The sequence below is a fragment of the Polaribacter sp. genome, assembly GCF_024639685.1.
In the GTDB taxonomy this organism is placed as follows: Bacteria; Bacteroidota; Bacteroidia; order Flavobacteriales; family Flavobacteriaceae; genus Polaribacter.
Window position 1 is genome coordinate 141,720 of record NZ_JAHEHX010000018.1, and the last position, 24,828, is coordinate 166,547.

General features: G+C 32.3%; 25 protein-coding genes. 22 read left to right on the forward strand and 3 right to left on the reverse strand.

Annotation, left to right across the window (positions count from 1 at the left end):
• The first annotated feature begins 1 nt into the window (after position 1).
• The 22 genes from Q0L44_RS05725 to Q0L44_RS05830 all read left to right on the forward strand — a co-directional run bounded on the left by Q0L44_RS05725 (position 2) and on the right by Q0L44_RS05830 (position 20,361).
• Entirely contained in the window at positions 2-1,534 is a 1,533-nt protein-coding gene (locus tag Q0L44_RS05725; protein WP_296636475.1) for a cryptochrome/photolyase family protein, read from the forward strand.
• Positions 1,524-3,014: an FAD-binding domain-containing protein gene (locus Q0L44_RS05730; RefSeq protein ID WP_296636478.1), complete on the forward strand. Its 1,491-nt coding sequence runs from the start codon at positions 1,524-1,526 to the stop codon at positions 3,012-3,014. The genes Q0L44_RS05725 and Q0L44_RS05730 overlap by 11 nt, the downstream gene beginning before the upstream one ends.
• A gap of 95 nt (positions 3,015-3,109) precedes the next feature.
• On the forward strand, positions 3,110-3,538 hold the full coding sequence (locus Q0L44_RS05735; protein WP_296636481.1) for a hypothetical protein: 429 nt from the start codon (positions 3,110-3,112) through the stop codon (positions 3,536-3,538).
• Between the two features lie 12 nt (positions 3,539-3,550).
• On the forward strand, positions 3,551-3,826 hold the full coding sequence (locus Q0L44_RS05740) for a TIGR03643 family protein (RefSeq protein WP_296636483.1): 276 nt from the start codon (positions 3,551-3,553) through the stop codon (positions 3,824-3,826).
• Between the two features lie 62 nt (positions 3,827-3,888).
• Complete coding sequence (folE, locus tag Q0L44_RS05745; RefSeq protein WP_296636485.1) at positions 3,889-4,587, forward strand: GTP cyclohydrolase I FolE; 699 nt, start codon at positions 3,889-3,891, stop codon at positions 4,585-4,587.
• A gap of 2 nt (positions 4,588-4,589) precedes the next feature.
• Positions 4,590-4,814 (forward strand): hypothetical protein, encoded by a 225-nt coding sequence (locus Q0L44_RS05750; RefSeq protein ID WP_296636487.1) that lies wholly within the window; start codon positions 4,590-4,592, stop codon positions 4,812-4,814.
• 75 nt (positions 4,815-4,889) lie between these two features.
• The gene (locus Q0L44_RS05755; protein WP_296636490.1) at positions 4,890-5,105 is read left to right on the forward strand and encodes a hypothetical protein; all 216 of its coding nucleotides are present in this window, start codon (positions 4,890-4,892) and stop codon (positions 5,103-5,105) included.
• Positions 5,106-5,108: 3 nt separating this feature from the next.
• Positions 5,109-5,792 carry an SDR family oxidoreductase gene (locus Q0L44_RS05760; RefSeq protein ID WP_296636493.1) on the forward strand — a complete coding sequence of 228 codons (684 nt, stop codon included), beginning with the start codon at positions 5,109-5,111 and terminating at the stop codon, positions 5,790-5,792.
• Positions 5,793-5,803: 11 nt separating this feature from the next.
• On the forward strand, positions 5,804-6,277 hold the full coding sequence (locus Q0L44_RS05765; protein ID WP_296636495.1) for a glutathione peroxidase: 474 nt from the start codon (positions 5,804-5,806) through the stop codon (positions 6,275-6,277).
• Between the two features lie 2 nt (positions 6,278-6,279).
• The gene (locus Q0L44_RS05770) at positions 6,280-6,447 is read left to right on the forward strand and encodes a Lacal_2735 family protein (RefSeq protein ID WP_296636498.1); all 168 of its coding nucleotides are present in this window, start codon (positions 6,280-6,282) and stop codon (positions 6,445-6,447) included.
• Between the two features lie 136 nt (positions 6,448-6,583).
• Complete coding sequence (locus tag Q0L44_RS05775; protein ID WP_296636500.1) at positions 6,584-7,372, forward strand: DUF3050 domain-containing protein; 789 nt, start codon at positions 6,584-6,586, stop codon at positions 7,370-7,372.
• Positions 7,373-7,855: an SRPBCC family protein gene (locus Q0L44_RS05780; RefSeq protein ID WP_296636502.1), complete on the forward strand. Its 483-nt coding sequence runs from the start codon at positions 7,373-7,375 to the stop codon at positions 7,853-7,855. It begins immediately after the preceding gene.
• Positions 7,839-9,143, forward strand: coding sequence for a deoxyribodipyrimidine photo-lyase (locus Q0L44_RS05785; protein WP_296636504.1), 1,305 nt, complete (start codon positions 7,839-7,841; stop codon positions 9,141-9,143). Before Q0L44_RS05780 ends, Q0L44_RS05785 begins: the two co-directional genes overlap by 17 nt.
• A gap of 48 nt (positions 9,144-9,191) precedes the next feature.
• The gene (locus Q0L44_RS05790; RefSeq protein ID WP_296636507.1) at positions 9,192-9,884 is read left to right on the forward strand and encodes a hypothetical protein; all 693 of its coding nucleotides are present in this window, start codon (positions 9,192-9,194) and stop codon (positions 9,882-9,884) included.
• A 155-nt stretch (positions 9,885-10,039) separates the two neighbouring features.
• Positions 10,040-10,702: a TetR family transcriptional regulator C-terminal domain-containing protein gene (locus Q0L44_RS05795; protein ID WP_296636510.1), complete on the forward strand. Its 663-nt coding sequence runs from the start codon at positions 10,040-10,042 to the stop codon at positions 10,700-10,702.
• A 3-nt stretch (positions 10,703-10,705) separates the two neighbouring features.
• The gene (locus tag Q0L44_RS05800) at positions 10,706-12,016 is read left to right on the forward strand and encodes an AarF/UbiB family protein (RefSeq protein WP_296636513.1); all 1,311 of its coding nucleotides are present in this window, start codon (positions 10,706-10,708) and stop codon (positions 12,014-12,016) included.
• Positions 12,017-12,061: 45 nt separating this feature from the next.
• Positions 12,062-12,667, forward strand: coding sequence for a uridine kinase (gene udk, locus Q0L44_RS05805; protein WP_296636516.1), 606 nt, complete (start codon positions 12,062-12,064; stop codon positions 12,665-12,667).
• Entirely contained in the window at positions 12,668-12,994 is a 327-nt protein-coding gene (locus Q0L44_RS05810) for a septum formation initiator family protein (protein ID WP_296636519.1), read from the forward strand.
• Positions 12,987-14,333, forward strand: coding sequence for a methylmalonyl-CoA mutase subunit beta (locus Q0L44_RS05815; protein WP_296636521.1), 1,347 nt, complete (start codon positions 12,987-12,989; stop codon positions 14,331-14,333). The genes Q0L44_RS05810 and Q0L44_RS05815 overlap by 8 nt, the downstream gene beginning before the upstream one ends.
• Positions 14,326-16,389 (forward strand): methylmalonyl-CoA mutase, encoded by a 2,064-nt coding sequence (gene scpA / locus Q0L44_RS05820; protein ID WP_296636524.1) that lies wholly within the window; start codon positions 14,326-14,328, stop codon positions 16,387-16,389. Before Q0L44_RS05815 ends, scpA begins: the two co-directional genes overlap by 8 nt.
• A gap of 151 nt (positions 16,390-16,540) precedes the next feature.
• Positions 16,541-19,744 carry a cytochrome c biogenesis protein CcsA gene (gene ccsA / locus Q0L44_RS05825; RefSeq protein WP_296636526.1) on the forward strand — a complete coding sequence of 1,068 codons (3,204 nt, stop codon included), beginning with the start codon at positions 16,541-16,543 and terminating at the stop codon, positions 19,742-19,744.
• Positions 19,745-19,845: 101 nt separating this feature from the next.
• A complete protein-coding gene (locus Q0L44_RS05830) occupies positions 19,846-20,361 on the forward strand; it encodes a DUF2892 domain-containing protein (protein WP_296636529.1) in 516 nt (171 codons plus the stop codon).
• 71 nt (positions 20,362-20,432) lie between these two features.
• On the opposite strand, the gene Q0L44_RS05835 is transcribed toward Q0L44_RS05830, so the two are convergent.
• From Q0L44_RS05835 to Q0L44_RS05845, 3 genes are all read right to left on the reverse strand, one after another.
• On the reverse strand, positions 20,433-22,061 hold the full coding sequence (locus Q0L44_RS05835) for a LysM peptidoglycan-binding domain-containing protein (protein ID WP_296636531.1): 1,629 nt from the start codon (positions 22,059-22,061) through the stop codon (positions 20,433-20,435).
• The gene (gene guaA, locus Q0L44_RS05840; RefSeq protein WP_296636533.1) at positions 22,052-23,587 is read right to left on the reverse strand and encodes a glutamine-hydrolyzing GMP synthase; all 1,536 of its coding nucleotides are present in this window, start codon (positions 23,585-23,587) and stop codon (positions 22,052-22,054) included. The genes Q0L44_RS05835 and guaA overlap by 10 nt, the downstream gene beginning before the upstream one ends.
• Positions 23,588-23,670: 83 nt before the next feature.
• Positions 23,671-24,735 carry a 3-oxoacyl-ACP synthase III family protein gene (locus Q0L44_RS05845; protein ID WP_296636536.1) on the reverse strand — a complete coding sequence of 355 codons (1,065 nt, stop codon included), beginning with the start codon at positions 24,733-24,735 and terminating at the stop codon, positions 23,671-23,673.
• Positions 24,736-24,828: the final 93 nt, after the last annotated feature.

Below are 24,828 nucleotides of genomic sequence, written 5' to 3' on the forward strand. Positions count from 1 at the left end.
TATGAAAACGTTACGTTTAATTCTAGGAGACCAACTAAATAGCCAACATTCTTGGTATCATAGTAATGATGAAAACATTACCTATTGCATGTTCGAAATGCGTCAAGAAACAGACTATGTAACACATCATATTCAAAAAGTAGCTGGCTTTTTTGCTGCAATGAGAAATTTTGCTAAAGAATTAAAAGCAAATCAACATCGAATAATTTATTGGAAATTAAATGATGAATCTAACACTCAAAGTTTAACCGAAAATATTTCAACTTTAATTGATAAAGATAATTTTGAGAAATTTGAATATCAAGCTCCAGATGAATACCGATTAGACCATCAACTAAAAGAATTTTCTAAAAAGCTAAACATTGAAAATAAAGTTTTTCCTACGGAACATTTTTATACAGAGAGAAATGAGTTAAGTACCTTTTTTAAAGGTAAAAAACAGTTTTTAATGGAAAGCTTTTACAGAAATATGCGAAAAAAGCACCAACTCTTAATGATCGATCAACAACCTGAAGGTGGCAAATGGAATTATGACGCAAGCAATAGAAAAAAATGGAAAGGTGAAACTTTAATTCCCACTGCTAAAAATTTTGATAACGATGTTTCTCAAATTGTTGCTGAAATAGAAGATGCTGGTGTTAAAACTGTTGGGAAAATTAATGCAAAATACTTTGAATATCCCATTTCTAGAAAACAGGCACTTGAACAGCTAACATATTTTTGCGATCATTTATTAGTACATTTTGGAGACTACCAAGATGCTATGCACACGAACCAAATATTTCTTTTTCACTCAAAAATATCATTTGCTATGAATAGTAAAATGATATCCCCTAAAGAAATTGTAGATGAGACTTTACAAACGTATAGAAAAAGAACAAATGAAATTGATATTTCTCAAGTAGAGGGTTTTATTAGACAAATCATTGGTTGGAGAGAATACATGAGAGGTATGTATTGGATGTTAATGCCAAATTATAAAAAAGAGAATTTTTTAAACAATAAAAATAAATTACCTGATTTCTTCTGGACAGGTAAAACCAAAATGAATTGTCTAAAAAACGTAATCAATAATTCTTTAGATAATGGATATGCACACCATATTCAGCGTTTAATGATTACAGGTAATTTTGCGCTATTAACCCAAATAGATCCAGCTGAAATTGACGCCTGGTATTTAGGAATTTATGTTGATGCTATTGAATGGGTTCAACTACCTAACACAAGAGGAATGAGTCAATTTGCTGACGGTGGTAAAATTGCAACAAAGCCCTACGTTTCTAGCGGAAGCTACATCAGTAAAATGAGTAATTACTGTGATTCTTGCAGCTATAAAAAAACTAAAAAATATGGTGATGATGCATGCCCTTTTAACAGTTTATACTGGAATTTTCTAGAAGAGAAAGAGTCCCAATTGTCTTCTAACTTTAGAATGAGAATGATGTATAGTTTGTTAAACAAAATGCCAATCGAAGAGCGAACAAAAATTAAAGAAAAAGCAAATCATATAATCAAAAACTTAGATGCCTACTAACAAGGAAGAAATTAATGTTGTATGGTTTAAACGCGATTTGCGTTTGCAAGATAATGAGGCTATACACAATGCGCTTTGTGCAAAAAAAAAGGTGCTTTTTCTTTATGTTTTTGAAAAATCGCTACAAGAAGATCCCCATTACGATAGTCGCCATTGGAACTTTATCAAAGAGTCTATAAGAGATATAAATTCAGATTTAGCTGCATATAACTCCAAAATACTTGCAATAAATTCAGAAATAATTACTGTCTTTAATCAACTACAGAATTTTTATAAAATAAATACTGTATTTTCACACCAAGAGACAGGCTTACTTAAAACATTTACTAGAGACAAAGACTTTACAAGATATTGTAGAAATAACGAGATTCAGTGGAAAGAAAACATTAACAATGGTGTTTTAAGAGGGTTATTAAATAGACACGATTGGATTGAAAAATGGGAAAACTATATGTATGCCCCACAATTAAAAAACAACTTAAAAAAAGCAACTATATTTGATGCAGAGGAGTTAAAAGCTATTGAAGCTTACTTTGAAATTACAGATTTAAAAACACCAAAAGAAACACCGTTTCAAAAAGGAGGCACTCTACTTGGTTGGCGTTATGCAGATAGCTTTTTTGAAGACAGGCATCAAAACTACATGAACCACATTTCTAAACCCACCTTGGCAAGAAAAAGTTGTAGCAGGCTCTCTCCTTACATTGCTTGGGGAAACTTATCTATAAGACAAGTATATCAAAGAGCCATTCTATCTAAAAACAAAGACAATAAAAAACCTTTAGGCGCATTTGCAAGTAGATTAAGATGGCAAGCTCATTTTATTCAAAAATTCGAAATGGAACATACCATGGAAGAAGCGAGTTTAAATAAAGGGTATCATAAACTTAAAAAAGCAATTTCAGAAACTTATCAAAAAGCGTGGAGATCTGGTACTACTGGGTTTCCTATTATAGATGGTGGCATGAGATGTTTAACAGAAACTGGGTATTTAAACTTTAGAATGAGATCTATGCTAGTTTCATTCTTTACACACATACTATGGCAACCTTGGCAAGACGCATCACAACATCTTTCAAAATTATTTTTAGATTTTGAACCTGGAATCCATTTTCCACAATTAAATATGCAAGCAGGAGAAACAGGTATTAATGATATTAGAGTATACAATCCTGTTAAGAACAGTATTACTCACGATGAAGATGGTAGTTTTATCAAAAAATGGGTTCCTGAGTTGGCCAATTTACCAATTGCATTTATACATCAACCTTTTTTAATGACACCTCTAGATGAACAATTTAATAACTTTGAACTTGGCAAAGACTATCCAAAACCCGTTGTAGACTTTAAAGACGCAAGAAAAAGAGCAACAAAAACACTTTGGGACATGAAAAAAGACCCAGAAGTTCAGAAAGAAAGTTATCGAATTCTAAAAAAACACACACTTTTAAATAGAAAGAAATTACTTAGAAACGAATAATCTAGAGAAATTCACAAATCAAAATATTTTGTTAATTTTTGTTTAACTGTTTAAAGTTTACGTTAAACAAAATTTATTTTGATTATCTTTGAATTGTGATTTTTAACACTACACATACCGATAAAGAGAATTCCAAAGAAATAGACACTTTGTTAGGTAAACCTTTTAACTTCTTACAATCCATAAAATTAAGAGGTACTGGGTCTAAAAGAATGATTATAGATGAGGTTAGTGTTGGATTTAAAAATATAATGAATACCGTTTCTGATCTTAATTACGGTAACATTGAATTAAGAGAAAAAGGAATCCTAGTTCACATTAACAAAGGACTCAAAAACTTTAGTTGGGCGATACCTTTTTACCAATTACATATCTATAAAACAAGTGGTTTTAGTATTCATGGTCAAGGAAATTTTGTGCGGTTTAAAAGCAATAAATTACTGAAAGAAAATAAAAAGTTTATCGAAAAGTTAATGGATTGCAAAATTAAAAATGATGAACAGTACGATTTTCAAAGCATTTAAAATAACAAAAAAATGAGCACTTTAAACAACATAGAAATTGATAGAATTATAGAAATGGCTTGGGAAGATAGAACCACTTTTGAAGCCATTCAATTTCAATTTGGGTTAAAAGAGCAAGAAGTTATAAACTTAATGCGAAAAGAAATGAAGCCAAGCAGCTTTAGAATGTGGAGAAAAAGGGTTCAGGGTAGAAAAACAAAACATGAAAAATTAAGGACATTCGAAAAAGGAAGATTCAAATGTTCTAGACAAAAATCAATATCAAATAACTCTATAGCAAAAAGATAACTAACCGTGCTTTGCTTTTAAGTTTAGGGTACTTAAAGACAGCACATAAAAAAGACAAGGACATGATTACAGATGTAGTACTTAAGGAAAAACAAACAGACCAAAATTTAAATGACTTTTCATTTGAAGACATAGGTGACGATCACCTATTTACAGGTATAGAAACTCCAATGAAAAAAGATGCTTTTAAAATTTCTGATGAAAAGAAGAAAGAAAAAATAGCTGGTCTTTTTAAAGAGATTATGAATGTCATGGGCCTAGACCTCACAGATGATTCTTTGCAAGGAACTCCACAAAGGGTTGCAAAAATGTATATTGATGAAATATTTTCAGGACTAAATCCTGCTAATAAGCCTAAAGTAGCCCTATTTGAAAACAAGTACAAATACAACCAAATGTTGGTTGAAAAAAATATTACATTTTACTCTAATTGCGAACATCATTTTGTTCCAATTATAGGTAAAGCTCACGTTGCCTATATTTCTTCAGGTAAAGTTATTGGCTTATCTAAGCTAAATAGAATAGTACAATACTATGCAAAGAGACCTCAAGTACAAGAGCGTTTAACCAATCAAATTGCTGAGGAGTTAAAGGGAGTATTAGGCACAGAAGACGTCGCTGTAATCATAGATGCAAAACACTTATGTGTTTCTTCTAGAGGTGTTAAAGACAATACCTCAGCTACAGTAACTTCTTACTTTGGAGGTAAATTTAATACCCAAGAAAAAATAGTCGAATTACAAAACACTTTAAATTACTAGTTATGGATTTAGTTAACAAAGCCATTGAATTTGAAAACAGAAAAATGAGATTTCCAACAACGAGTGATCGTATTTTAGCTTCTAGAGAAGCAAAATCTTTAATCTTAGCATTAAACGAAATCTACAAAGAAACAAAAGATGGGAAGCTTATGGACATTATGAAACGCTTAACCGCTAAGAAGCAAAAAATTGAAAAACGCTTAAAAGGTAAACCATTAACAGCTTAATAAAGTTGGTATTTTTCTTGATTTTCTAACAAATATAATTATATTGCCATTTTAGAAAATTACCAAAAATACATAATGGAGTTATTAGAAAGAGCAACTGAGTTCGAAAATAGAAAATTTTCGTTTAAAACGACAAGTGACAGAATTTTAGCCTCTAGAGAAGTTAAAGCACTTATTTTAGAATTAAACGAAGTATATAAACAAAACAAAGATCCAGAATTAATGGATCAAATGAAGCGACTTACAGCAGTAAAACAAAAAATTGAAAAGCGCTTGAAAGGAAGACGATAAAATATGAAAAACATTATAGTTATTGGAGGAAGTAAAGGAATTGGAAAAGCAATTGTACAAGCTCTTCTAGAAAACAACAAGGTGTACAATATTAGTAGAACAGCACCGGGACAACAACACAATAACTTAATACATCACTCTTTAGATGTGCTTGCAGATGTTTTACCAGAAATACCTTCTGCAGATGCACTTATTTACTGTCCTGGAAGCATTAATTTAAAGCCAATCTCTAGACTAAAACTAGATGATTTTAGAAACGATTTCGAAATTAATGTTATTGGTGCAGTAAAAACAATTCAACATTTTTTACCCTCATTAAAGAAAGGTACACAACCGGGTATTCTTTTATTTAGTACAGTAGCTGCTAAACTAGGTATGCCTTTTCATGCTAGTGTTGCAGCAGCAAAAGCTGCAGTAGAAGGTCTTACAAAATCTTTAGGAGCTGAATTTGCACCACTTATTCGCGTTAATGCAATAGCACCTACTGTTACAGATACAGGCCTTGCTTCTAAACTTTTAAGAAATGACAGGATGATAGAAAATATTACTGAACGTCATCCTTTAAAAAAATATTTACAGCCAAACGAGGTAGCAGATTTAGCTACATTTCTAATTTCAGAAAAAGCAGCTTCTATTTCTGGTCAGATTTTTGAGCTAGACTGTGGAATTGTAAGTTTTAAAATATAAACTTTTAAAAAATGACTACAATCTACGATATTAAAATGAATAACTTACAAGGTAAACCTATTCATCTAAGTGACTATAAAGGTAAATTTATATTTTTTGTTAATGTTGCTTCTAAGTGTGGATTTACGCCACAATACAAAGACCTAGAAAAACTTCACCGAGAACACAAAGAAAAACTCGTAGTTATAGGTGTTCCTTGTAATCAGTTTGGTAAACAAGAACCAGGTGATGCGAATGAAATACAAGAGTTTTGTGAAGCCAATTATGGGGTAAGTTTTTTAATTACAGAAAAAATAGAAGTAAAAGGTCCAGAACAACACCCACTTTACCAATGGCTTACCTCTAAAACCTTAAACGGAAAGAAAAATTCTTCTGTGAAATGGAATTTTCAAAAATACTTGGTATCAACAGAAGGAAAATTAATAGACTATTATCTTTCAATTACGAAACCATTGAGTCCTAAAATAATAAAACACATTTTGTAATTATGTTTGGTTTATTCAAAAAAAAATCTGAAGAAGAAAAACTTCAAGAAAAATACAAAAAACTAATGGAAGAGGGCTTTAAACTCCAATCTATCAACAGAAGTGATAGTGATCAGAAGTATTTAGAAGCTGATGCTGTTTTAAAAAAGATTGAAGCGTTAAAAAAGTAAAAATCTGCTCCTTTAATCACAATAATTTAAGCAGTTTATTTTAATTTTGTGACAGTTTTTTAAAGCAGACAAATTCATTTTTTTAAAATAAAAATAAAGACAATTTATTCGCTAAGTTCTAACTTTTACCTCCATAATGAAGAACATACAATTCATAGAAAATCAATTACTAGATCTAAGAAATCAACTTAAAAATCATGAGCTCTACACAAATCTCCAAGAAATAGAAGATGTAAAGCTATTCATGCAAAACCATGTATTTGCTGTTTGGGACTTTATGTCACTATTAAAAAGTTTACAGAATAAACTTACCAACACACAAGTTCCTTGGACGCCTGCTAAAAACCCAAACCTTGCACGATTTATAAACGAAATAGTATTGTGCGAAGAAACGGATGTAAATGAACTTGGTGAACCTAAAAGTCACTTTGAAATGTATTTGGATGCTATGACACAGCTACAAGCAGAAACTACACAAATCAATCAATTTTTATCGTTCATCTATGCAGGTAATTCAGTTAAAACAGCTTCAGAGAAAGTGAATCTTTCTAAAAATATAGCAGAATTTATCAATTTTACATTTTCAATAATTGAATCCAATAAACCACATGAAATCGCTTCAGCATTTACATTTGGTCGAGAAGATATTATACCTGACATGTTTTTAAGCATCATTAAAGAAAATGGAGCACAACAAGAAGCAACACGTAAATTAAAATATTATTTAGATCGTCATATAGAATTAGATGGAGATGAACATGGCCCTATAGCACTGCAATTAATTTGTGAATTATGTGGTAATGACTCTTTGAAGTGGAAAGAAACGTTAACTGCTGCTAAAAGATCTTTAGAGAAGAGAGTAGAACTATGGGACACTATTAACGCGTTAATACTTAGCAAGAAAGAAGTAAGTAATTTAATGTAAATGAAAATATATACACTCCAAAAATCACAAAAACTACCAATCAGCCTGGATAAAGCCTGGGATTTTTTGTCAAATCCAAAAAACTTAAAAATAATTACGCCAGACTATATGTCTTTCGATATACTTTCAACAATTGATAGACCATTATATACAGGACAAATTATACAATATAATGTAACTCCTCTTTTAGGTATAAAAACCAAATGGGTTTCCGAAATTACCCATATAGAAGAAAAGAAGTACTTTGTAGACGAACAATTATATGGACCTTATGCACTCTGGCATCATAAACACTTTGTAAAAGAGATAAATGGTGGTGTATTATTAGAAGATATTATAGACTATAAAGTTCCTTTAGGATTTATTGGACAACTTGTACATCCTTTATTAGTAAAACCTAAACTAGAGGAAATTTTTAAGTACAGACAAGAAAAATTAACAGCACTTTTTGGAACATACAATGAACATGAAAGAGAAGATTAGTATTTTTTGGTTTAGAAGAGACCTCAGATTAGAGGATAATGTAGGACTTTTTCATGCTTTAAATGGAAAATACAAGGTATACCCAATTTTTATTTTTGATACCGAAATATTATCCAAACTCCCAAAAAATGATGCTCGAGTTGCATTTATTCACGAGTCTCTTCAAAAAATGCAAGCTGAATTAACAGCAAACTTTGGTAGTGATATTGCCTTATTTAACAACAGTCCTAAAACTGTATTTAAACAATTAATAGAAGATCATGAAATTGACACTGTATACACAAATCATGACTATGAGCCTTATGCAAGAGAAAGAGATACTACTATTGCAGAAATGTTAAAAGAAAACAACATTAAATTTAACACCTATAAAGATCAAGTAATCTTTGAAAAAAATGAAATTTTAAAAAAGGATGGTACCCCTTATAAAGTATATACTCCATACATGAGAGTATGGAAAGAAACGTTTAAAAAACAAGGGATACAAGAATTTAATTCAGAAGACCTATTACAAAATATTGTAAAAGTAAATACTTACCCAAATCTATCCCTTGCAGCCATCGGTTTTGAAAAACCAACTCAAAAAATACAAGCATATTCAGTAGCTGCGTCTCTAATAAAAGCTTACGAAGAAACAAGAAATTTTCCTGCGCAAGATACTACCTCTCGCCTTGGACCGCATTTACGCTTTGGTACTGTAAGTATCCGAAGAATGGTAAAAAAAGCAATTGATGACACTAATGAAACATTTTGGCAAGAATTAATTTGGAGAGAATTCTTTATGCAGATTCTTTGGCATTTCCCACATACAAACAAAAGCGCATTTAAAGAAAAATACGATAGAATTGAATGGCGAAATAATGAGTCGGAATTCGAAAAATGGTGTAAAGGAGAAACTGGTTATCCTTTGGTAGATGCAGGGATGAGGCAGTTAAATGAAACTGGTTTTATGCATAACAGAATCAGAATGTTAGTTGGTAGTTTTTTATGCAAGCACTTATTAATAGACTGGAGATGGGGAGAAGCTTATTTTGCCGAAAAACTTCATGACTATGAAATGGCGAGCAATGTTGGAAATTGGCAATGGGTTGCAGGTTCTGGTGTAGACGCATCTCCTTATTTTAGAATTTTTAATCCTACTACTCAGATTAAGAAGTTTGATAAAGACTTAAAATACATCAATAAATGGGTGAAAAATGTTAACGAATTTAATTATCCAAAAGAAATTGTTGATCATAAAGAAGCGAGAGAACGTTGTCTTAGAGTTTATAAAGAAGCGGTAAGCTAAAAAAAGTTTTAACAAAAAATTCAATACTATAATCCTAATAAAAATTATATGGCTGCAAAGAAATCTAAAAAAAAGGGAGAAGATAAAATAGAAAAAACAAAAGCAATTCTAAAAAGAGTGCAAAACGATTTTATTGATACTGTTTTTGATACTTTAGAAAACAAAGTAAGCAACAAAAAAAGATGGAGAAAACTTGCTAAAAAAATAGCTAAAAAGGCGAAACCAATTCAAAAACAACAACTAAAATTTGCAAAAGAAGCAGCTGCAATAGTTAAAGATCAAATTAAAGATGATAAAGTGCGCTTTAAAGAACTAACTTGGGAATCTGAGACCCTAGAAGACCTTAAAAAAACAATAACTGAAAATCCGATAGCTGATAAAGTTGAGGAATTTAAAGATCGAATAAAAACAAAGATTAAGGATACGAAAAATAAAAAAAAGTCAAAACAAAAACTGACTAAAGAGAAAGCTGTTTCAAAAAAAACAAAAAGAAAGCAAACAGCTAAAAAAGACAACTTAAAAGTTATAAAAGGTATCGGACCTGTTTTAGAAGAATCGTTAAATAAATTGGGAATTACTAATTATACTCAATTAGCTTCTATGACAGAAGAAAACTTAAGTGAACTTTTAAAAAAAGGGGGCATAAACCCAAAAAGATATGATTTGCATGGTTGGAAAACACAAGCAGCGCTCGCTGAAAAAGGAGATTTTAATGCTGTAAAAAATTTTAATAAAAAATAGCTCAGCTGTTGGATAATATCTCTGAAAATAAAAAAAAACTACTTACAAAAGAAAAAAACCAAGTAAAAATTTAACTTGGTTTTTTGTTTTTTATACCCCTTGATCTTCTTTTTTAGACCAAACGTTTCGTATTTTTGTTTAAAGTTTTAAGAGAAATGGAAAACAAAAATAAAATATCAAAAATTGACATCATAACACTTTATATGGAGTTGGTTTCAGAAAGTAAAAAGAGACCAAAAAGCATAAAGCAATTTTGCAGAAAGACTGGTTTAGACAAAAAAGTTTTTTACCATAATTTTTCATCCTTAGAAAAAGTAGAAAAATTCATATTTAAAACACTCTTTAAAAACTCATTGGCTGTTTTAGAGGAAAGCGAAGAGTTCGGTTCTTTTGATAAAAAAAATAAACTAATTAGTTTGTACTTTACTTTTTTTGAAAATTTAACCTTAAACAAAGACTATTTAAATATTGTTTTAAAAGGGTGCAAAAACAAATTGCAAGCTCACAAAACACTCTCGAGTTTAGAAAAAAGTTTTAAAAAGTTTATAGATACTTTAGCTTTAGGTGAAAACAAATTACCTATAGAAGGGTTAGAAAAAGTACAAAAAAATGTAATCCGTCAATCTGCTTGGGTACAATTATTAGTTACTATGCATTTTTGGCTAGAAGACAACTCTGATTCCTTTGAAAAAACTGATATTTTTATCGAAAAATCAATCAATACTAGTTTTGATTTACTAGAAAACAAGTTCTTAAAAAACGTACTCGACTTAGGGAAGTTTGTATACAAAGAAAGATTTCAAAAAAGTACGGATTAAAGTATGAAAAAAGCAAGTAAAATTCCAATTACAAAGATTCAAAGAGCCTCTAAACTTGTAAAAACAGGTGCAAAAGTGGGTGTGAATTATTTAAAATATTATGGTGATAAAATTACCAAAACCAAAGAGGATGCAAGAGATCAGTTAAATAAAAGTAATGCAGAAGATATTTACGATAGCTTAAAAGAGTTAAAAGGAAGTCCTTTAAAAGTAGCACAAATGCTAAGTATGGAAAAAAGCATATTGCCTAGAGCATACGTAGAAAAATTTTCTCTAGCTCAATTTTCTGTACCTCCATTGTCTGAAGCCTTAGTGCTAAAAACATTTAAAAGGAGTTTTGGCCAATTTCCTTCAGAAATTTATGATAAATTCAATACAAAAGCATACAATGCTGCTAGTATTGGTCAAGTACACAAAGCTGAAAAAGACGGAAAAAAGTTGGCTGTAAAAATTCAATACCCTGGTGTTTCAGATAGTATTAAATCAGACTTAGCTTTATTAAAACCATTCGTAATTCGAATGTTTAATATGAAAGGAAAAACATCTGACGAATACTTTTTTGAAGTACAAGACAAACTTTTAGAAGAAACAGACTATTTTTTAGAAGTAAAACAGAGTCAAGAAATTGTAGACAGTTGTAGTCATATACCAAACTTAGCCTTTCCAAAATATTATCCAGAATTGTCCTCTAAACAAATAATTACGATGGACTGGATGAAGGGAATTCATTTGTCTGAATTTACAGCTGCAAATACAAATCAAGAAAAAGAAAATGCGATAGGCCAAGCATTGTGGGATTTTTATATGTTTCAAATTCACAAGTTAAAAAAAGTACATGCAGATCCGCATCCAGGTAATTTTTTAGTATCAGAAAAAGGTGCGCTTATTGCATTAGATTTTGGTTGTATGAAAACCATTCCGTTAGATTTTTATACACCTTACTTTATTCTAGCTAAAAAAGAAACGCTTGCAAATAGACCACTATTTGAAGAAAAAATGTTTGAATTAGATATTTTAAGAAAGGAGGACAGTAAAGAAGAATTCGACTTTTTCAACACCATGTTTCATGAAATGTTATCCATATTTACACAACCTTTTCACGAAGAAGTTTTCGATTTTTCAGACCCTGTTTTCTTTGGTAAAATTGCTGAATTTGGAGAAAGCTACTCAAAAAATGTTGAACTAAGATCTTATGATGCAAGCAGGGGTTCAAAACATTTTATTTATATGAACAGAACGTTTTTTGGGTTGTATAATTTAATGTTCGATTTAAAAGCTCAAGATATTAAGATTAATAACTTTATGAATTTGTAAAATCTTTACTACTTTCGTGCTAAAGAATACAAAGGAACAAATGGTATGCTAATTATTGGAATTGCTGGCGGAACAGGTAGTGGGAAAACTACCGTTGTTAATAAAATTATCAAACAACTCCCTTTAGACGAAGTTTGTGTAATATCTCAAGATTCTTATTACAAAGCAACGGATGACTTATCGTATGATGAACGCACAAAAATTAATTTTGATCATCCAAGAGCAATCGACTTTGAATTGTTAATTAAACAACTCAAAGAATTAAAAAAAGGAAAAACAATTCAGCAACCTGTCTATTCTTTTGTTACCCATAACAGAACAAAAGATAGTGTAAAAACACACCCTCGAAAAGTAGTGATTGTAGAAGGTATTTTAATTTTTAATAGCGAAGAATTACGTAACTTATTTGATATTAAAATCTTTGTACATGCAGAAACAGACGAACGATTAATACGAAGAGTTCGAAGAGATATTACAGAAAGAGGTAGAGATATAGACGAAGTTTTAGGTCGTTACCAAAACACCTTAAAACCTATGCATCAACAATTCATAGAACCAACAAAAAATTATGCAGATATCATTATACCAAACGATAGGCATAATAACGTAGCGATAGACATTGTTAGAAGTGTAATTAACGAGCGGCTGTAAATGAATAAATATCAAAAAATAAAAAACAATAAGTACTTTAAATTCTTCACGAATGTGTACGCAATTATTTTAATTCCATTCTTGATTTGGATGGCATTTTTTGATGAAAATTCATACATTACTCACCGTAAATTTAATAGTGAAATTAAAGATTTAGAAAGTACCATTTTCTTTTATAAAGACAAAATTGCTAAAGATAAAGCAACCATAAAAAAACTCAAAGACTCTTTAGAATTAGAGCGTTTTGCAAGAGAAAAGTATTTGTTGAAAAAGGGAAATGAAGAGATATATATAATTGAATTTGATAGCTTAAAAAAGAATGACTAAGTTTTTGTTTGATGACTTTAAACCTGTATCTGCAGCTACTTGGAAACAAAAAATTCAAGTAGACTTAAAAGGGAAAGATTATAATGACACTTTGCGCTCTGAAACTAACGAGGGCATTACTATAAACCCTTTTTACACAAAAGAAGATCAATCCAATTATAAGATTAAAGTTCCTACAAAAGGATACCTCATCTGCCAGACTATTTTTATAGATAATGAGAAAATTGCAAATACACTAGCTGTAGATGCACTTCGAAGAGGGGCTAACTCCATTCGATTTAAAGCCACAAAACCTTTTGATCCGAAAACCTTACTAAAAGGATTTCCTGGGAAAACACCGTTATACTTTTCGCTTTCTTTTTTTGATGTATCATTTAAAACAGCACTCGCTTTATTTTGCGATAAAAACAATACATACATTCAAACAGATATTATTGGTCATCTTGCTGAAAGTGGTAATTGGTTTCAAAACCTTCAAAAAGACTTTAATCAATTAGATGACCTTGTAGAAAAAGCAAACAACTGTATCGCTATTTCAGGAGATTTATACCAAAATGCAGGTGCAAACAGCACACAACAACTAGCATACACACTGGCACATGCTAACGAATACTTAAATCGTTATGGCAAAGAAGTAGCATCTAAAATAAGTTTTAATTTTGCAGTAAGTGCTAATTACTTTTTTGAAATTGCAAAATTACGTGCCTTTCGCTTGTTATGGGATTCCTTACTAAACGAATACGACACATCAGTAAAAGAAGCGCATATCTTTGCACAACCCAGTCACAGAAATAAAACAATTTACGATTATAACGTGAATATGTTAAGAACTACGTCTGAATGTATGAGTGCTATTTTAGGAGGTGCCAATTCCATTTCTAACATTTCATATGACAACCTATACCAAAAGTCAAACGAATTTGGCGAACGTATTGCAAGAAACCAACAACTTATCTTACAGGAAGAAAGCTACCTTTCTGAAGCTCAAAACATTGCAGACGGAACGTATTACATCGAAAAAATCACCTCTCAATTGGCCGAAAACGCACTAGATATTTTTAAAACAATTGAAAAAGGTGGCGGATTCTTAAAGCAGTTAAAAGAAGGCACAATTCAACGAAAAATTAGTGAAAATGCTCAAAAAGAAGCCGCTGATTTTAAGACCAAAAAAATGGTGTTATTAGGCACAAACTTACAAGTAAATTCAGCGGATAAGATGAAGCAGAATTTAGAATTATATCCATTTGTAAAGCAAAGAAATAGTAAAACATTAATTGTTCCAATTGTTAGAAAACGACTTGCAGAAACAATTGAGAAAGAACGTTTAGATAATGAGTAGAAAAGAGGTTTCAAACATACAATTGGCAAAAAGCCTAGAACCAAAAAGAAAAGGCTTTGCTCATGAAGATTTTGTGGCTGGTATTGCTCCTAATCTAAGAGGACCATATGCAACAATGTATGTACAAAGACCTTGGACAATAAGACAGTATGCGGGTTTTTCAACGGCAGAAGAAAGCAATGCATTCTACAGAAGAAATTTAAAAGCCGGTCAAAAAGGACTTTCTGTTGCCTTTGATTTGGCTACCCATAGAGGCTATGATTCTGATCACGAACGTGTTCAAGGAGATGTGGGTAAGGCAGGGGTGGCTATAGATTCTGTAGAAGACATGAAAGTCCTTTTTGATCAAATTCCGTTAGATAAAATGTCGGTTTCTATGACTATGAATGGTGCAGTTTTACCCATTTTGGCTTTTTATATTGTAGCTGCAGAAGAACAAGGAGTTGCAGGCGAGTTATTGTCAGGAACTATTCAGAATGACATTTTAAAGGAGTTTATGGTAAGAAACACTTACATCTATCCTCCTTCTCCGTCTATGAAAATAATTGCTGATATTTTTGAATACACCAGTAAGAAGATGCCGAAGTTCAATTCGATTTCTATTTCTGGTTATCACATGCAAGAAGCTGGTGCTACTGCAGAAATCGAGTTAGCGTATACCTTAGCAGATGGTTTAGAGTATATAAGAAAAGGAATCGAAACAGGCATGGATATTGATACTTTTGCACCGCGATTGTCTTTCTTCTGGGCTATTGGAATGGATCACTTTACAGAAATTGCGAAATTAAGGGCAGCAAGAATGTTATGGGCAAAAATTGTAAAACAATTCAATCCTAAAAATCCAAAATCGCTTTCATTGCGAACGCACTGCCAGACAAGTGGTTGGTCACTAACAGAACAAGACCCTTTTAATAATGTAGCAAGAACCACTATAGAAGCTATGGCTGCTGCCTTTGGAGGTACACAAAGCTTACACACCAATGCATTGGATGAAGCAATTGCTTTACCCACAGACTTTTCAGCTAGAATTGCAAGAAATACACAAATTTACCTCCAAGAAGAAACACAAATTACAAAAACGGTAGACCCTTGGGCAGGGAGTTATTACTTAGAGAAAAGAACTGAAGAAATTGCGAATAAGGCTTGGGAACTTATTCAGGAGGTAGAAACTCTGGGAGGCATGACCAAAGCTATTGAAAAAAGTATTCCTAAACTACGTATCGAAGAAGCTGCTGCTCAAAAGCAAGCAAAAATAGACAGTGGCAAAGATGTAATTGTGGGCGTAAATAAATACCAACTAAAAAAAGAAGATCCACTTCATATTTTAGAAGTAGATAATGAAGCTGTTCGTCTTTCACAAATAGAGCGATTAAAACACTTAAAAGCGACAAGAAATAGAAAAGCAGTACAAACTAGTTTAGATAATTTAACAGCTACTGCAAAATCATCTGAAGGTAATTTATTAGATTTAGCTGTAAAAGCAGCAAGAAATAGAGCCACTTTAGGGGAAATATCAGATGCGTTAGAAGTTGTTTTTGGAAGACATAAGGCAGTAACAAAAACCATATCTGGAGTGTATAGCAAAGAAATTAAAGAGGATAAACTTTTTAAAAAAGCGGCAGATTTAGCAAATAAATTTGCTGAATTAGAAGGCAGACGCCCACGAATTATGATTGCAAAACTTGGGCAAGATGGGCATGATAGAGGCGCAAAAGTAGTTGCTACTGGATATGCAGACTTGGGCTTTGATGTAGATATTGGTCCTTTATTTCAAACTCCACAAGAAGCCACCAAACAAGCTGTGGAAAATGATGTACACATCTTAGGAATTTCTTCACTAGCTGCAGGTCATAAAACCTTAGTTCCACAAGTAATTGCAGCACTTAAAGAATATGGCAGAGAAGATATAATGGTAATTGTAGGTGGAGTTATTCCTGCCCAAGATTACCAATACCTTTTTGACGCTGGTGCTGTTGGTGTCTTTGGACCAGGTACAAAAATAGCACAAGCAGCTATAGATTTAATATCAATATTAATAGATAGTATCGCAGAATAACTTCTAGACAACTTTCTTTAAACATCAATTTTTAGGCAAGCTACACTTGTCTTTTAAAAGCTTTTTTAACATTTAAAAATTAGCGAACAAGACTACTTTTTTGGGCATTTATGCTTAAATTTGTAACTCGTATAAAAGCCTATTTTTTCTTATGAAAAAGTTTATAAATTTCCTCTATTCTACCCGCTTAATGGCAATTTTATTTATCCTATTTGCGGTTGCAATGGGTGTTGCTACTTTTATTGAAAATGATTACGGAACACAAACCTCTAAAGCTTTAGTTTACAATGCTTCGTGGTTTGAGGCCATTATGGTACTCTTTGTTGTTAACTTTTTTGGAAACATTTTTAGGTACAAATTATACAAGAAAGAAAAATGGCCAACATTAATGTTTCATCTTGCTTTCTTATTTGTTATTATTGGTGCTGGGGTTACCAGATACATTGGTTATGAAGGTATAATGCTTATAGACGAAGGAGAAACGGCTCAAACATTTTTATCAGAAACCACATATGTAAATGCAATCATAGACAATAATGAGGTTCAAAAAAACAACCATGAACCAATCTTATTAAGTGCTTGGGGAGAGAACAGTTGGTCGTATTCAGATAATTTTAAAGGTACAGATTATAGTGTTCAGCTAGTTGATTACATACCGTGGGCAGAAGAAAAATTTATTGAAGATGAAAACGGTACAAAGCACTTGTTTTTAGTTGAATCTTCAAGTGGAAACAGACACGAGCATTATATTAAGTCTGGAACTGTAGCCAATATTCACAACATTTTAGTAGGCTATAATGCAAAAGAAGATAACGCTACCATACAGATTTTTGAGGAAAATAATCGTTTAAAAATCAAAACAAAATTCGACGGTAATTATAAAATCATGGCTACGTTAACGGATGGAAGTATTCGTAAAGATAGCGTTCAAGATTTTAATTTACGTTCGTTATATACAGTTGCAGAGCTTCCTTTTGTAGTTCCTGAATTTCCTAAAAAAGGAAATATGGAAACGGTTAGTGGCCCTAAAAATGATGAAAAACTAGACGTTATTGTGCTAGATATTACTTCAAATAACACCACAGAAAGAGTTTCTTTGACTGGAGGAAAATTTAATATCGATAATACAAAGCAATTTACTTTGAATGGATTAAACTTTAGGATATGGTATGGTGCTAAAATTTTAAATACTCCTTTTAGCATAAAACTTAACGACTTTCAACTCGAAAAATATCCAGGTTCGGAAAGTGCTGCCTCTTATGCAAGTGAAGTCACCGTAATTGATTCTGAGGAAACTTTTGATTATCGGATTTTTATGAATCATATTTTAGATCACAAAGGATACAAATTTTTTCAATCGAGTTATGATTTGTCAGGAGATAAAGAACAAACTCATTTGTCTGTAAATCATGATTTCTGGGGAACATTCATCACCTATTTAGGATATTCTCTATTATATACAGGTATGATTTGTATTTTCTTTGCCAAACACACACGTTTTGATTCTCTAAAAAAATCATTGCGAAAAATTAGAAAGAAAAAAGTAGCCATGAGCATTCTAGCTGCTTTATTTGTTTCTTCTTTTGCAATAGGACAAGAATCAGACCATGACCACTCAGACCCAAATCATGTTCACGTTGCTGCACTATCACAAAACAAAAAGCAACAAAAAGATCCTCATGCTGTAAATAGAATTACAGATGCACAAATAGATTCTATTTTGCAGGCTAATTTAGTTTCGGTGACACATTCCGAAGAATTCAGTAAACTGGTCATTCAAGATGCTGGTGGAAGAATGAAACCTGCGCATACTTTTGCCTCAGAATTAGTGCGTAAAGTGAGCCAAGCTGAAACACTACATGGCATGAAACCAAGCCAAGTACTTCTTTCTATTATTGAAAACGCAAGACTTTGGTACGAGGTTCCCGCTATTTATTTAGAGGAAAAAAACATGAAGATTCGCGAGCAATTGGGCTTAGCAGATACCACAACCTACGCTCGTTTGTCAGACTTTTTTACCAGTAAAGGTAGCTACTTAATTCGTGAGCAAGTCGCAGAAGCGCAAAAGAAAAACGTACAAAATAAGTTTGAAAAAGACCTTATAAAAATAGATCGTAGAGTTGGTTTATTATATTCAGCAATTGGAGGGGGAATCTTAAAGATTTATCCTATACCCAACGAAGAAAACAACAAATGGGTTTCTCAGCCAGAAACATTATTAGAAAAGAGATTCAATCCATCAGACACCATCTTTGTTCGTAAATCTCTGCCTTTGTATGTACAACTGTTGCAGACTGCAAAAAAATCAAATGATTATACCAAAGCAAATCAAGTTTTAGAAGGTATAAAAATATACCAAAAAACATATGGAGCAGACGTATATCCTTCAGCAGATAAAATCGATTTAGAAATTGGATATAACAAGTACAACATCTTTAAAAAGTTAGTACGTTACTATGGGTTTATTAGTTTACTATTAATTGGCTTTGTAGTTGCTCAAATATTTAGTACTAAAAAATGGATCACCATTGTTGTTAAAGCACTCATTGGTGTAACTCTAGGACTATTTTTATTACACACAGCTGGCTTAATAGCACGTTGGTACATTAGTGGAAATGCCCCATGGAGTAACGCTTATGAATCTATTATTTATGTGGCATGGACAACAATGCTTTTTGGTTTTTATCTAGGAAGAAAATCAGCCTTAACCATTACAGCAACTACATTTATAACATCTATTATTCTATTTACAGCAAGTATGAACTGGCTAGACCCTGAAATTGCCAACTTACAACCTGTATTAAATTCGTGGTGGCTACTTGTTCATGTATCTATTATTGTAGCAAGTTATGGCCCATTAACATTGGGTATGATCTTAGGAATATTTTCACTTTTTTTAATAGTTTTCACAACTAAAAAGAACAAAAAGAAAATGGATTTAAATATCAAAGAAATTACTGTTATTAATGAAATGGCAGTGACTGTTGGTCTAGTAATGCTTACGATTGGAAACTTTTTAGGAGGTATGTGGGCAAATGAAAGCTGGGGACGTTATTGGGGTTGGGATCCTAAAGAAACCTGGGCGCTAATTTCTATTATGATATATGCCTTTGTGTTGCATATGCGATTAATTCCTGGACTCAGAGGTAGATATACCTTTAACTTATGGACGGTAATAGCGTATGCTTCTATAATGATGACCTATTTTGGTGTAAACTTTTACTTATCTGGACTGCATTCTTATGCAAGTGGAGATCGTGTAATTACGCCAAGTTCTGTCTACTATTCAATTGGCTTTGTTGCCATTTTAGGGACATTTGCTTGGTTCAAATACAAGAAGTACTATAAAAAATAGGAAACAAAAATTACGCCTTTCCATAATTTTGTAAGAAGTAGGTTGCTTTTTACGATAAAAATGTATTTTTGCATTTCAATTTTAACTATTAAAAATAACTAATGTTTCATAAAAACATAAAATTAATAATCGCTACTCTTATCTCAATTTGGGGAGTGTATGAATTTACTGAAGTACATATTTTAAATGGAATTTCTATTCTTTTATTAGCTGGAATTTTTGTATTATTCTATTTTAAAAATGAGTTTATATTATTGGCTTTTTTACAACTTAGAAAACAAAATTTTCCTGGAGCTCAAAAATGGCTTACCTATATTAAAAAACCAGAAGCTGCTTTAACCACAAAGCAACAAGGGTATTACAATTACTTACATGGTATTATGCTAAGTCAAACGAATATGACTCAGTCAGAAAAATACTTAAGAAAAGCCATTCGTTTAGGCCTATCTATGGATCATGATTTGGCCATGGCTAAATTACAATTAGCAGGTATTGCTATGACAAAAAGAAGAAAACGTGAAGCTACTAATCTTATGGCTGAAGCTAAAAAGTTAGACAAACATGGCATGCTAAAAGAGCAAATGCAAATGATGAAACAACAAATGAAAAAAATATAAGTTTTCTCATTACTCCATAAAAAAAATCCGCAGTTGCGGATTTTTTTATGCATTGTAGTTAAACAAAACTATCACTTTAACTTGTTTAGTGTTAAGTCTTTATTGTATTGAATAATATAGAGTCCTTTATTTTCTTGAGCATCTTCTCTAAAATCGAATCTAGTCTCTACTCTTTGCGATGCTCCTTCTTTAAACGTGGTCTCAAGAGATTTTCCTGATGCCAAACGAATTAAGATATCGTAAGTAATGTCAAACCCTTTTGTTGCGTAATAAGAAGGCAAGGTGTAATTTTTCTCTTTATATTGTTGGTTAAATAGCGTTGACATGGGTGCATTAACCTCATAAAAATCTTCACTTACAAACGTGAAGCCTAATTTTGCCAATTTTCGGTTGTCTTCATTATCGTAAACTCTTCCTTTCGTAAAGGTAAACAGCTTTGCAAATGTTTCTTCAGGCAAACTAATTAAACTATTAATTACATCAGAAACAACTACGTTTTTATCCGTTGCAAGTACAACCCAATTTTTTCTGTTTGGTTTTAAAAGTTCTAAGAAACGTTCTTTTTCAATATAACCATCTATTGGAGTAATTACAGTTACCGTATCTATATAAGATTCACCCAATTTTAAATTGGTTTTCATAGTATTAGCAGCGAGAATAGTTGCTTGTTTTTCATCACTCACAATAATCACATTCCCACCAATTAAATACTCTTTGATGTACGTTGTTAACTCTTTTCGAAAAACTGTTTTGTCTGGAGATGTTTTAATAATATTTGAAGCTGTAAATTTTGACTGCCCACTTGAATAAACAGGATACACCAAAGGAATTGTATCTAAAGAGGTTGCTAATATTTGCAATTCATCTGAATACAATGGACCAAAAATAACATCATTGGTACTTAAATCAACTTGATTCACAATACTATCAAAAGTACTTCCCTTTCTAACACCTGTGTCATATACATTCAAAGCAATATCAATTCCTTTATTGCGCAAAGAATCTATAGCCAGCTCTGCGCCTAAATAAAAGTCTGTGGCAATATTTACTAGAGTTGCATTGGTTACAAAAGCCTCTTTTAGGCTTATGGAATCTGGCAAATAATTTGCTGCTCTAAAGGGCAATAACAATGCTGCTTTTAATTGTTGATTCGGTAATATTGAATCTTGATAGGTATAAATATCTACAAAAGCACGTCGAGGATTTCTTTTAATTTTTAGGGTAGCTCCCAAAGGTAAACCGTCAGATAGCTCAGGATTTAACTGAAGAAGTTGTGCCTCAGAAACTTCATAAAAATTGGCAAGGCTATAAAACGTATCGCCTTTTACAACTTCGTGCAATACAAAAGGTGCAACTATACTATCTGAAGCCATAGTTACTAAAAGACTATCTTTTTTAATAATTGTATCTTGTAATATGGCTTTGTATTCTTGCTTGAAAGTTTTTTTAATTTTAAAAAACCTTTTTTTCTTTGCAGGAACTACTAAAAAAGAATTGGCTTTGGGCTCTTTTTGAACATCTGGATTCAAACGCACCAAGTCCTTTTTTTTCATTTTTAATTTCTGAGCAATATTTCGCATGGTTTCCCCTTGCTGCACCTTATATTGGATATACTTATTTTGCTGACCACAAGAAATTGTAACCGACAAAATACTCAAAAAAATAAAAAATGTAATATGCTTCATATGTGTTATTCCCATTCTATTGTTGCAGGTGGTTTAGAACTAATGTCATACACCACTCTATTTACTCCTTTTACTTGGTTTATAATTTTATTGGATGTTTTTTGTAAAAATGTATAAGGTAAATCTACCCAATCTGCAGTCATTCCGTCTGTACTTTCTACTGCTCTTAAAGCCACTACTTTTTCGTAGGTTCTTTCATCACCCATCACACCAACAGAATTTACTGGAAGTAACATTGCACCTGCTTGCCATACTTTATCATACAAACCGTCTTCTCGTAAACCATTTATAAAAATAGCGTCTACTTCTTGTAAGATACGTACTTTTTCTTCAGTAACATCTCCTAGAATACGAATGGCTAAACCTGGTCCTGGAAAAGGATGACGCCCAAGTAGTTGTTTGTCTATGCCTAAAGAAGCCCCCACTCTACGTACCTCATCTTTAAAAATCATTCGCAATGGCTCTACAATTTTTAATTTCATAAAGTCTGGTAGACCGCCTACGTTATGATGACTTTTTATAGTTGCAGAAGGCCCTCCGTTTACAGAAACAGACTCAATCACATCAGGATAAATGGTTCCTTGTGCCAACCATTTTACTTCTTTAATTTGATTGGCTTCATCATCAAACACATCAATAAACGTATTTCCGATTGCTTTTCTTTTTGCTTCAGGATCGCTTAAACCCGCCAATTTGGTTAAAAAACGCTCAGAGGCATCTACACCCTTTACGTTTAGTCCCATTCCTTCGTACTGTTTTAAAACACTGCTAAACTCATCTTTTCTAAGCAAACCATTGTTTACAAAAATACAGTAGAGATTTTTTCCTATTGCTTTATGAAGTAACACTGCAGCTACAGAAGAGTCTACTCCTCCAGAAAGTCCTAGCACTACTTTATCGTTCCCCACTTTTTCTTTAATGGCATTTACTGTACTTTCTACAAAAGAATCAGGCGTCCATGTTTGTGCAACACCAGCAATGGTTACTAAAAAGTTTTCTAGCAATTGCTTACCATCTGTAGAATGGTATACTTCTGGATGAAACTGAATTCCAAAAGTAGTTTCTCCTTCTATTTTGTAAGCGGCATTGGCAACATCAGAAGTACTTGCTAATAAAACAGCCTGAGAAGGTAATTCTTTAATGGTATCTGAGTGACTCATCCAAACCTGACTTCCTTCAGAGATATTGGCAAAGAAAGGTTCTTCTTTTTTTACAAAAGACAAATTGGCTCTTCCGTATTCTCTTATATTAGACTCAGCCACCTTTCCACCAGAAAAATGAGCCAAATATTGCGCACCATAACAAACCGCTAGCATTGGCTTTTTACCACGTATCGCAGTTAAGTCTGGGTGTAAAACCAGTTCTCCTCTCACAGAATTTGGACTCCCAGAAAGAATAACTGCTTTAAAATTTTGTATGTTTTTTGGAACACTATTGTACGGATGTATTTCACAATAAATGTTTAATTCCCGAACTCTTCGCGCAATTAACTGTGTATATTGCGAACCGAAATCTAATATAAGTACTTGATGTTGTTGCATGCACAAAAATAATATTTTGAGATTAGATTACACATATTTAGCGTTTAGAATTTTATAATCTTTTAGAATTTGTAAAAGGACTCCTAAAATTTATAAACCACAGCATTAATATTCATGCCTGCTCCTACAGAGGCTAAGATTACAACATCTCCTTTTTGCACTTCTTGATCGGCTATTTCTCCCTTTAACACCAAATCTAATAGAGTGGGTACTGTAGCTACAGAGCTGTTTCCTAATTTGTGGATACTCATTGGCATTATACCCTCAGGAACTGGTTTTTTAAACAGGCGATAGAATCGTTTAATAATGGCTTCGTCCATTTTTTCATTCGCTTGATGGATAAAAATCTTTTGCACAGCATCTATGTCCAATCCACTATTATCTAAAGCGGTTTTCATGGCTTTGGGCACATGTGTTATGGCAAATTCGTAAATTTTACGCCCAAACATTTTTATATACCGTATGTCTTTATTGGCTTGTTGATCATAAGAACGTCCAAAAAATAAGTAATGTGCTTCTTCTTTGGCAAAGGTTTGTGAAGCATGACTTAGAATTCCTGCATCTTGTTCTTCTGTATATTCTACAATGCAAGCCCCTGCTCCATCACTATAAATCATGGAGTCTCTATCGTGTTTGTCTACCACTCTAGAAAGTGTTTCTGCACCAATTACCAGGCATTTTTTTGCGATTCCTGCCTTTATAAATGCTTGGGCTTGTATAACACCTTCTACCCAACCAGGACAACCAAACAGTATATCATAGGCCACACAATTAGGATTTTCTATGCCTAATTTGGCCTTAACTCTTGTTGCCAAACTTGGCAGCATATCTCCTTGTATTGCACCATCTTTTACATCGCCAAAATTATGCGCAAAAATAATATAATCGAGTGCTTCAGGATTAACGGCAGCATCACTAATGGCTTTTTCTGCCGCAAAAAATGCTAAATCAGACGTATTGTAGGTCTTTTTGGCATACCTGCGTTCTTCAATTCCGGTAATTGCTTTAAACTTTTCAATAATAATAGGGTTGGCATCCTCAAATTCAGAACCGTCATTGTTTAAAAAATCAACCCCTAAAAAATCGTTATTTTCTTTTCGCAATGAGGGAATAAATGTACCTGTACCTGTTATTTTTGATGAAATCATTCGTTTTTTATTTTCAACCTCCAATGTAATAAAATTATACGTTAAATTATAAAAACAAGGGAGAACTATGGAAAAGTCAATGGCTAAATGTCT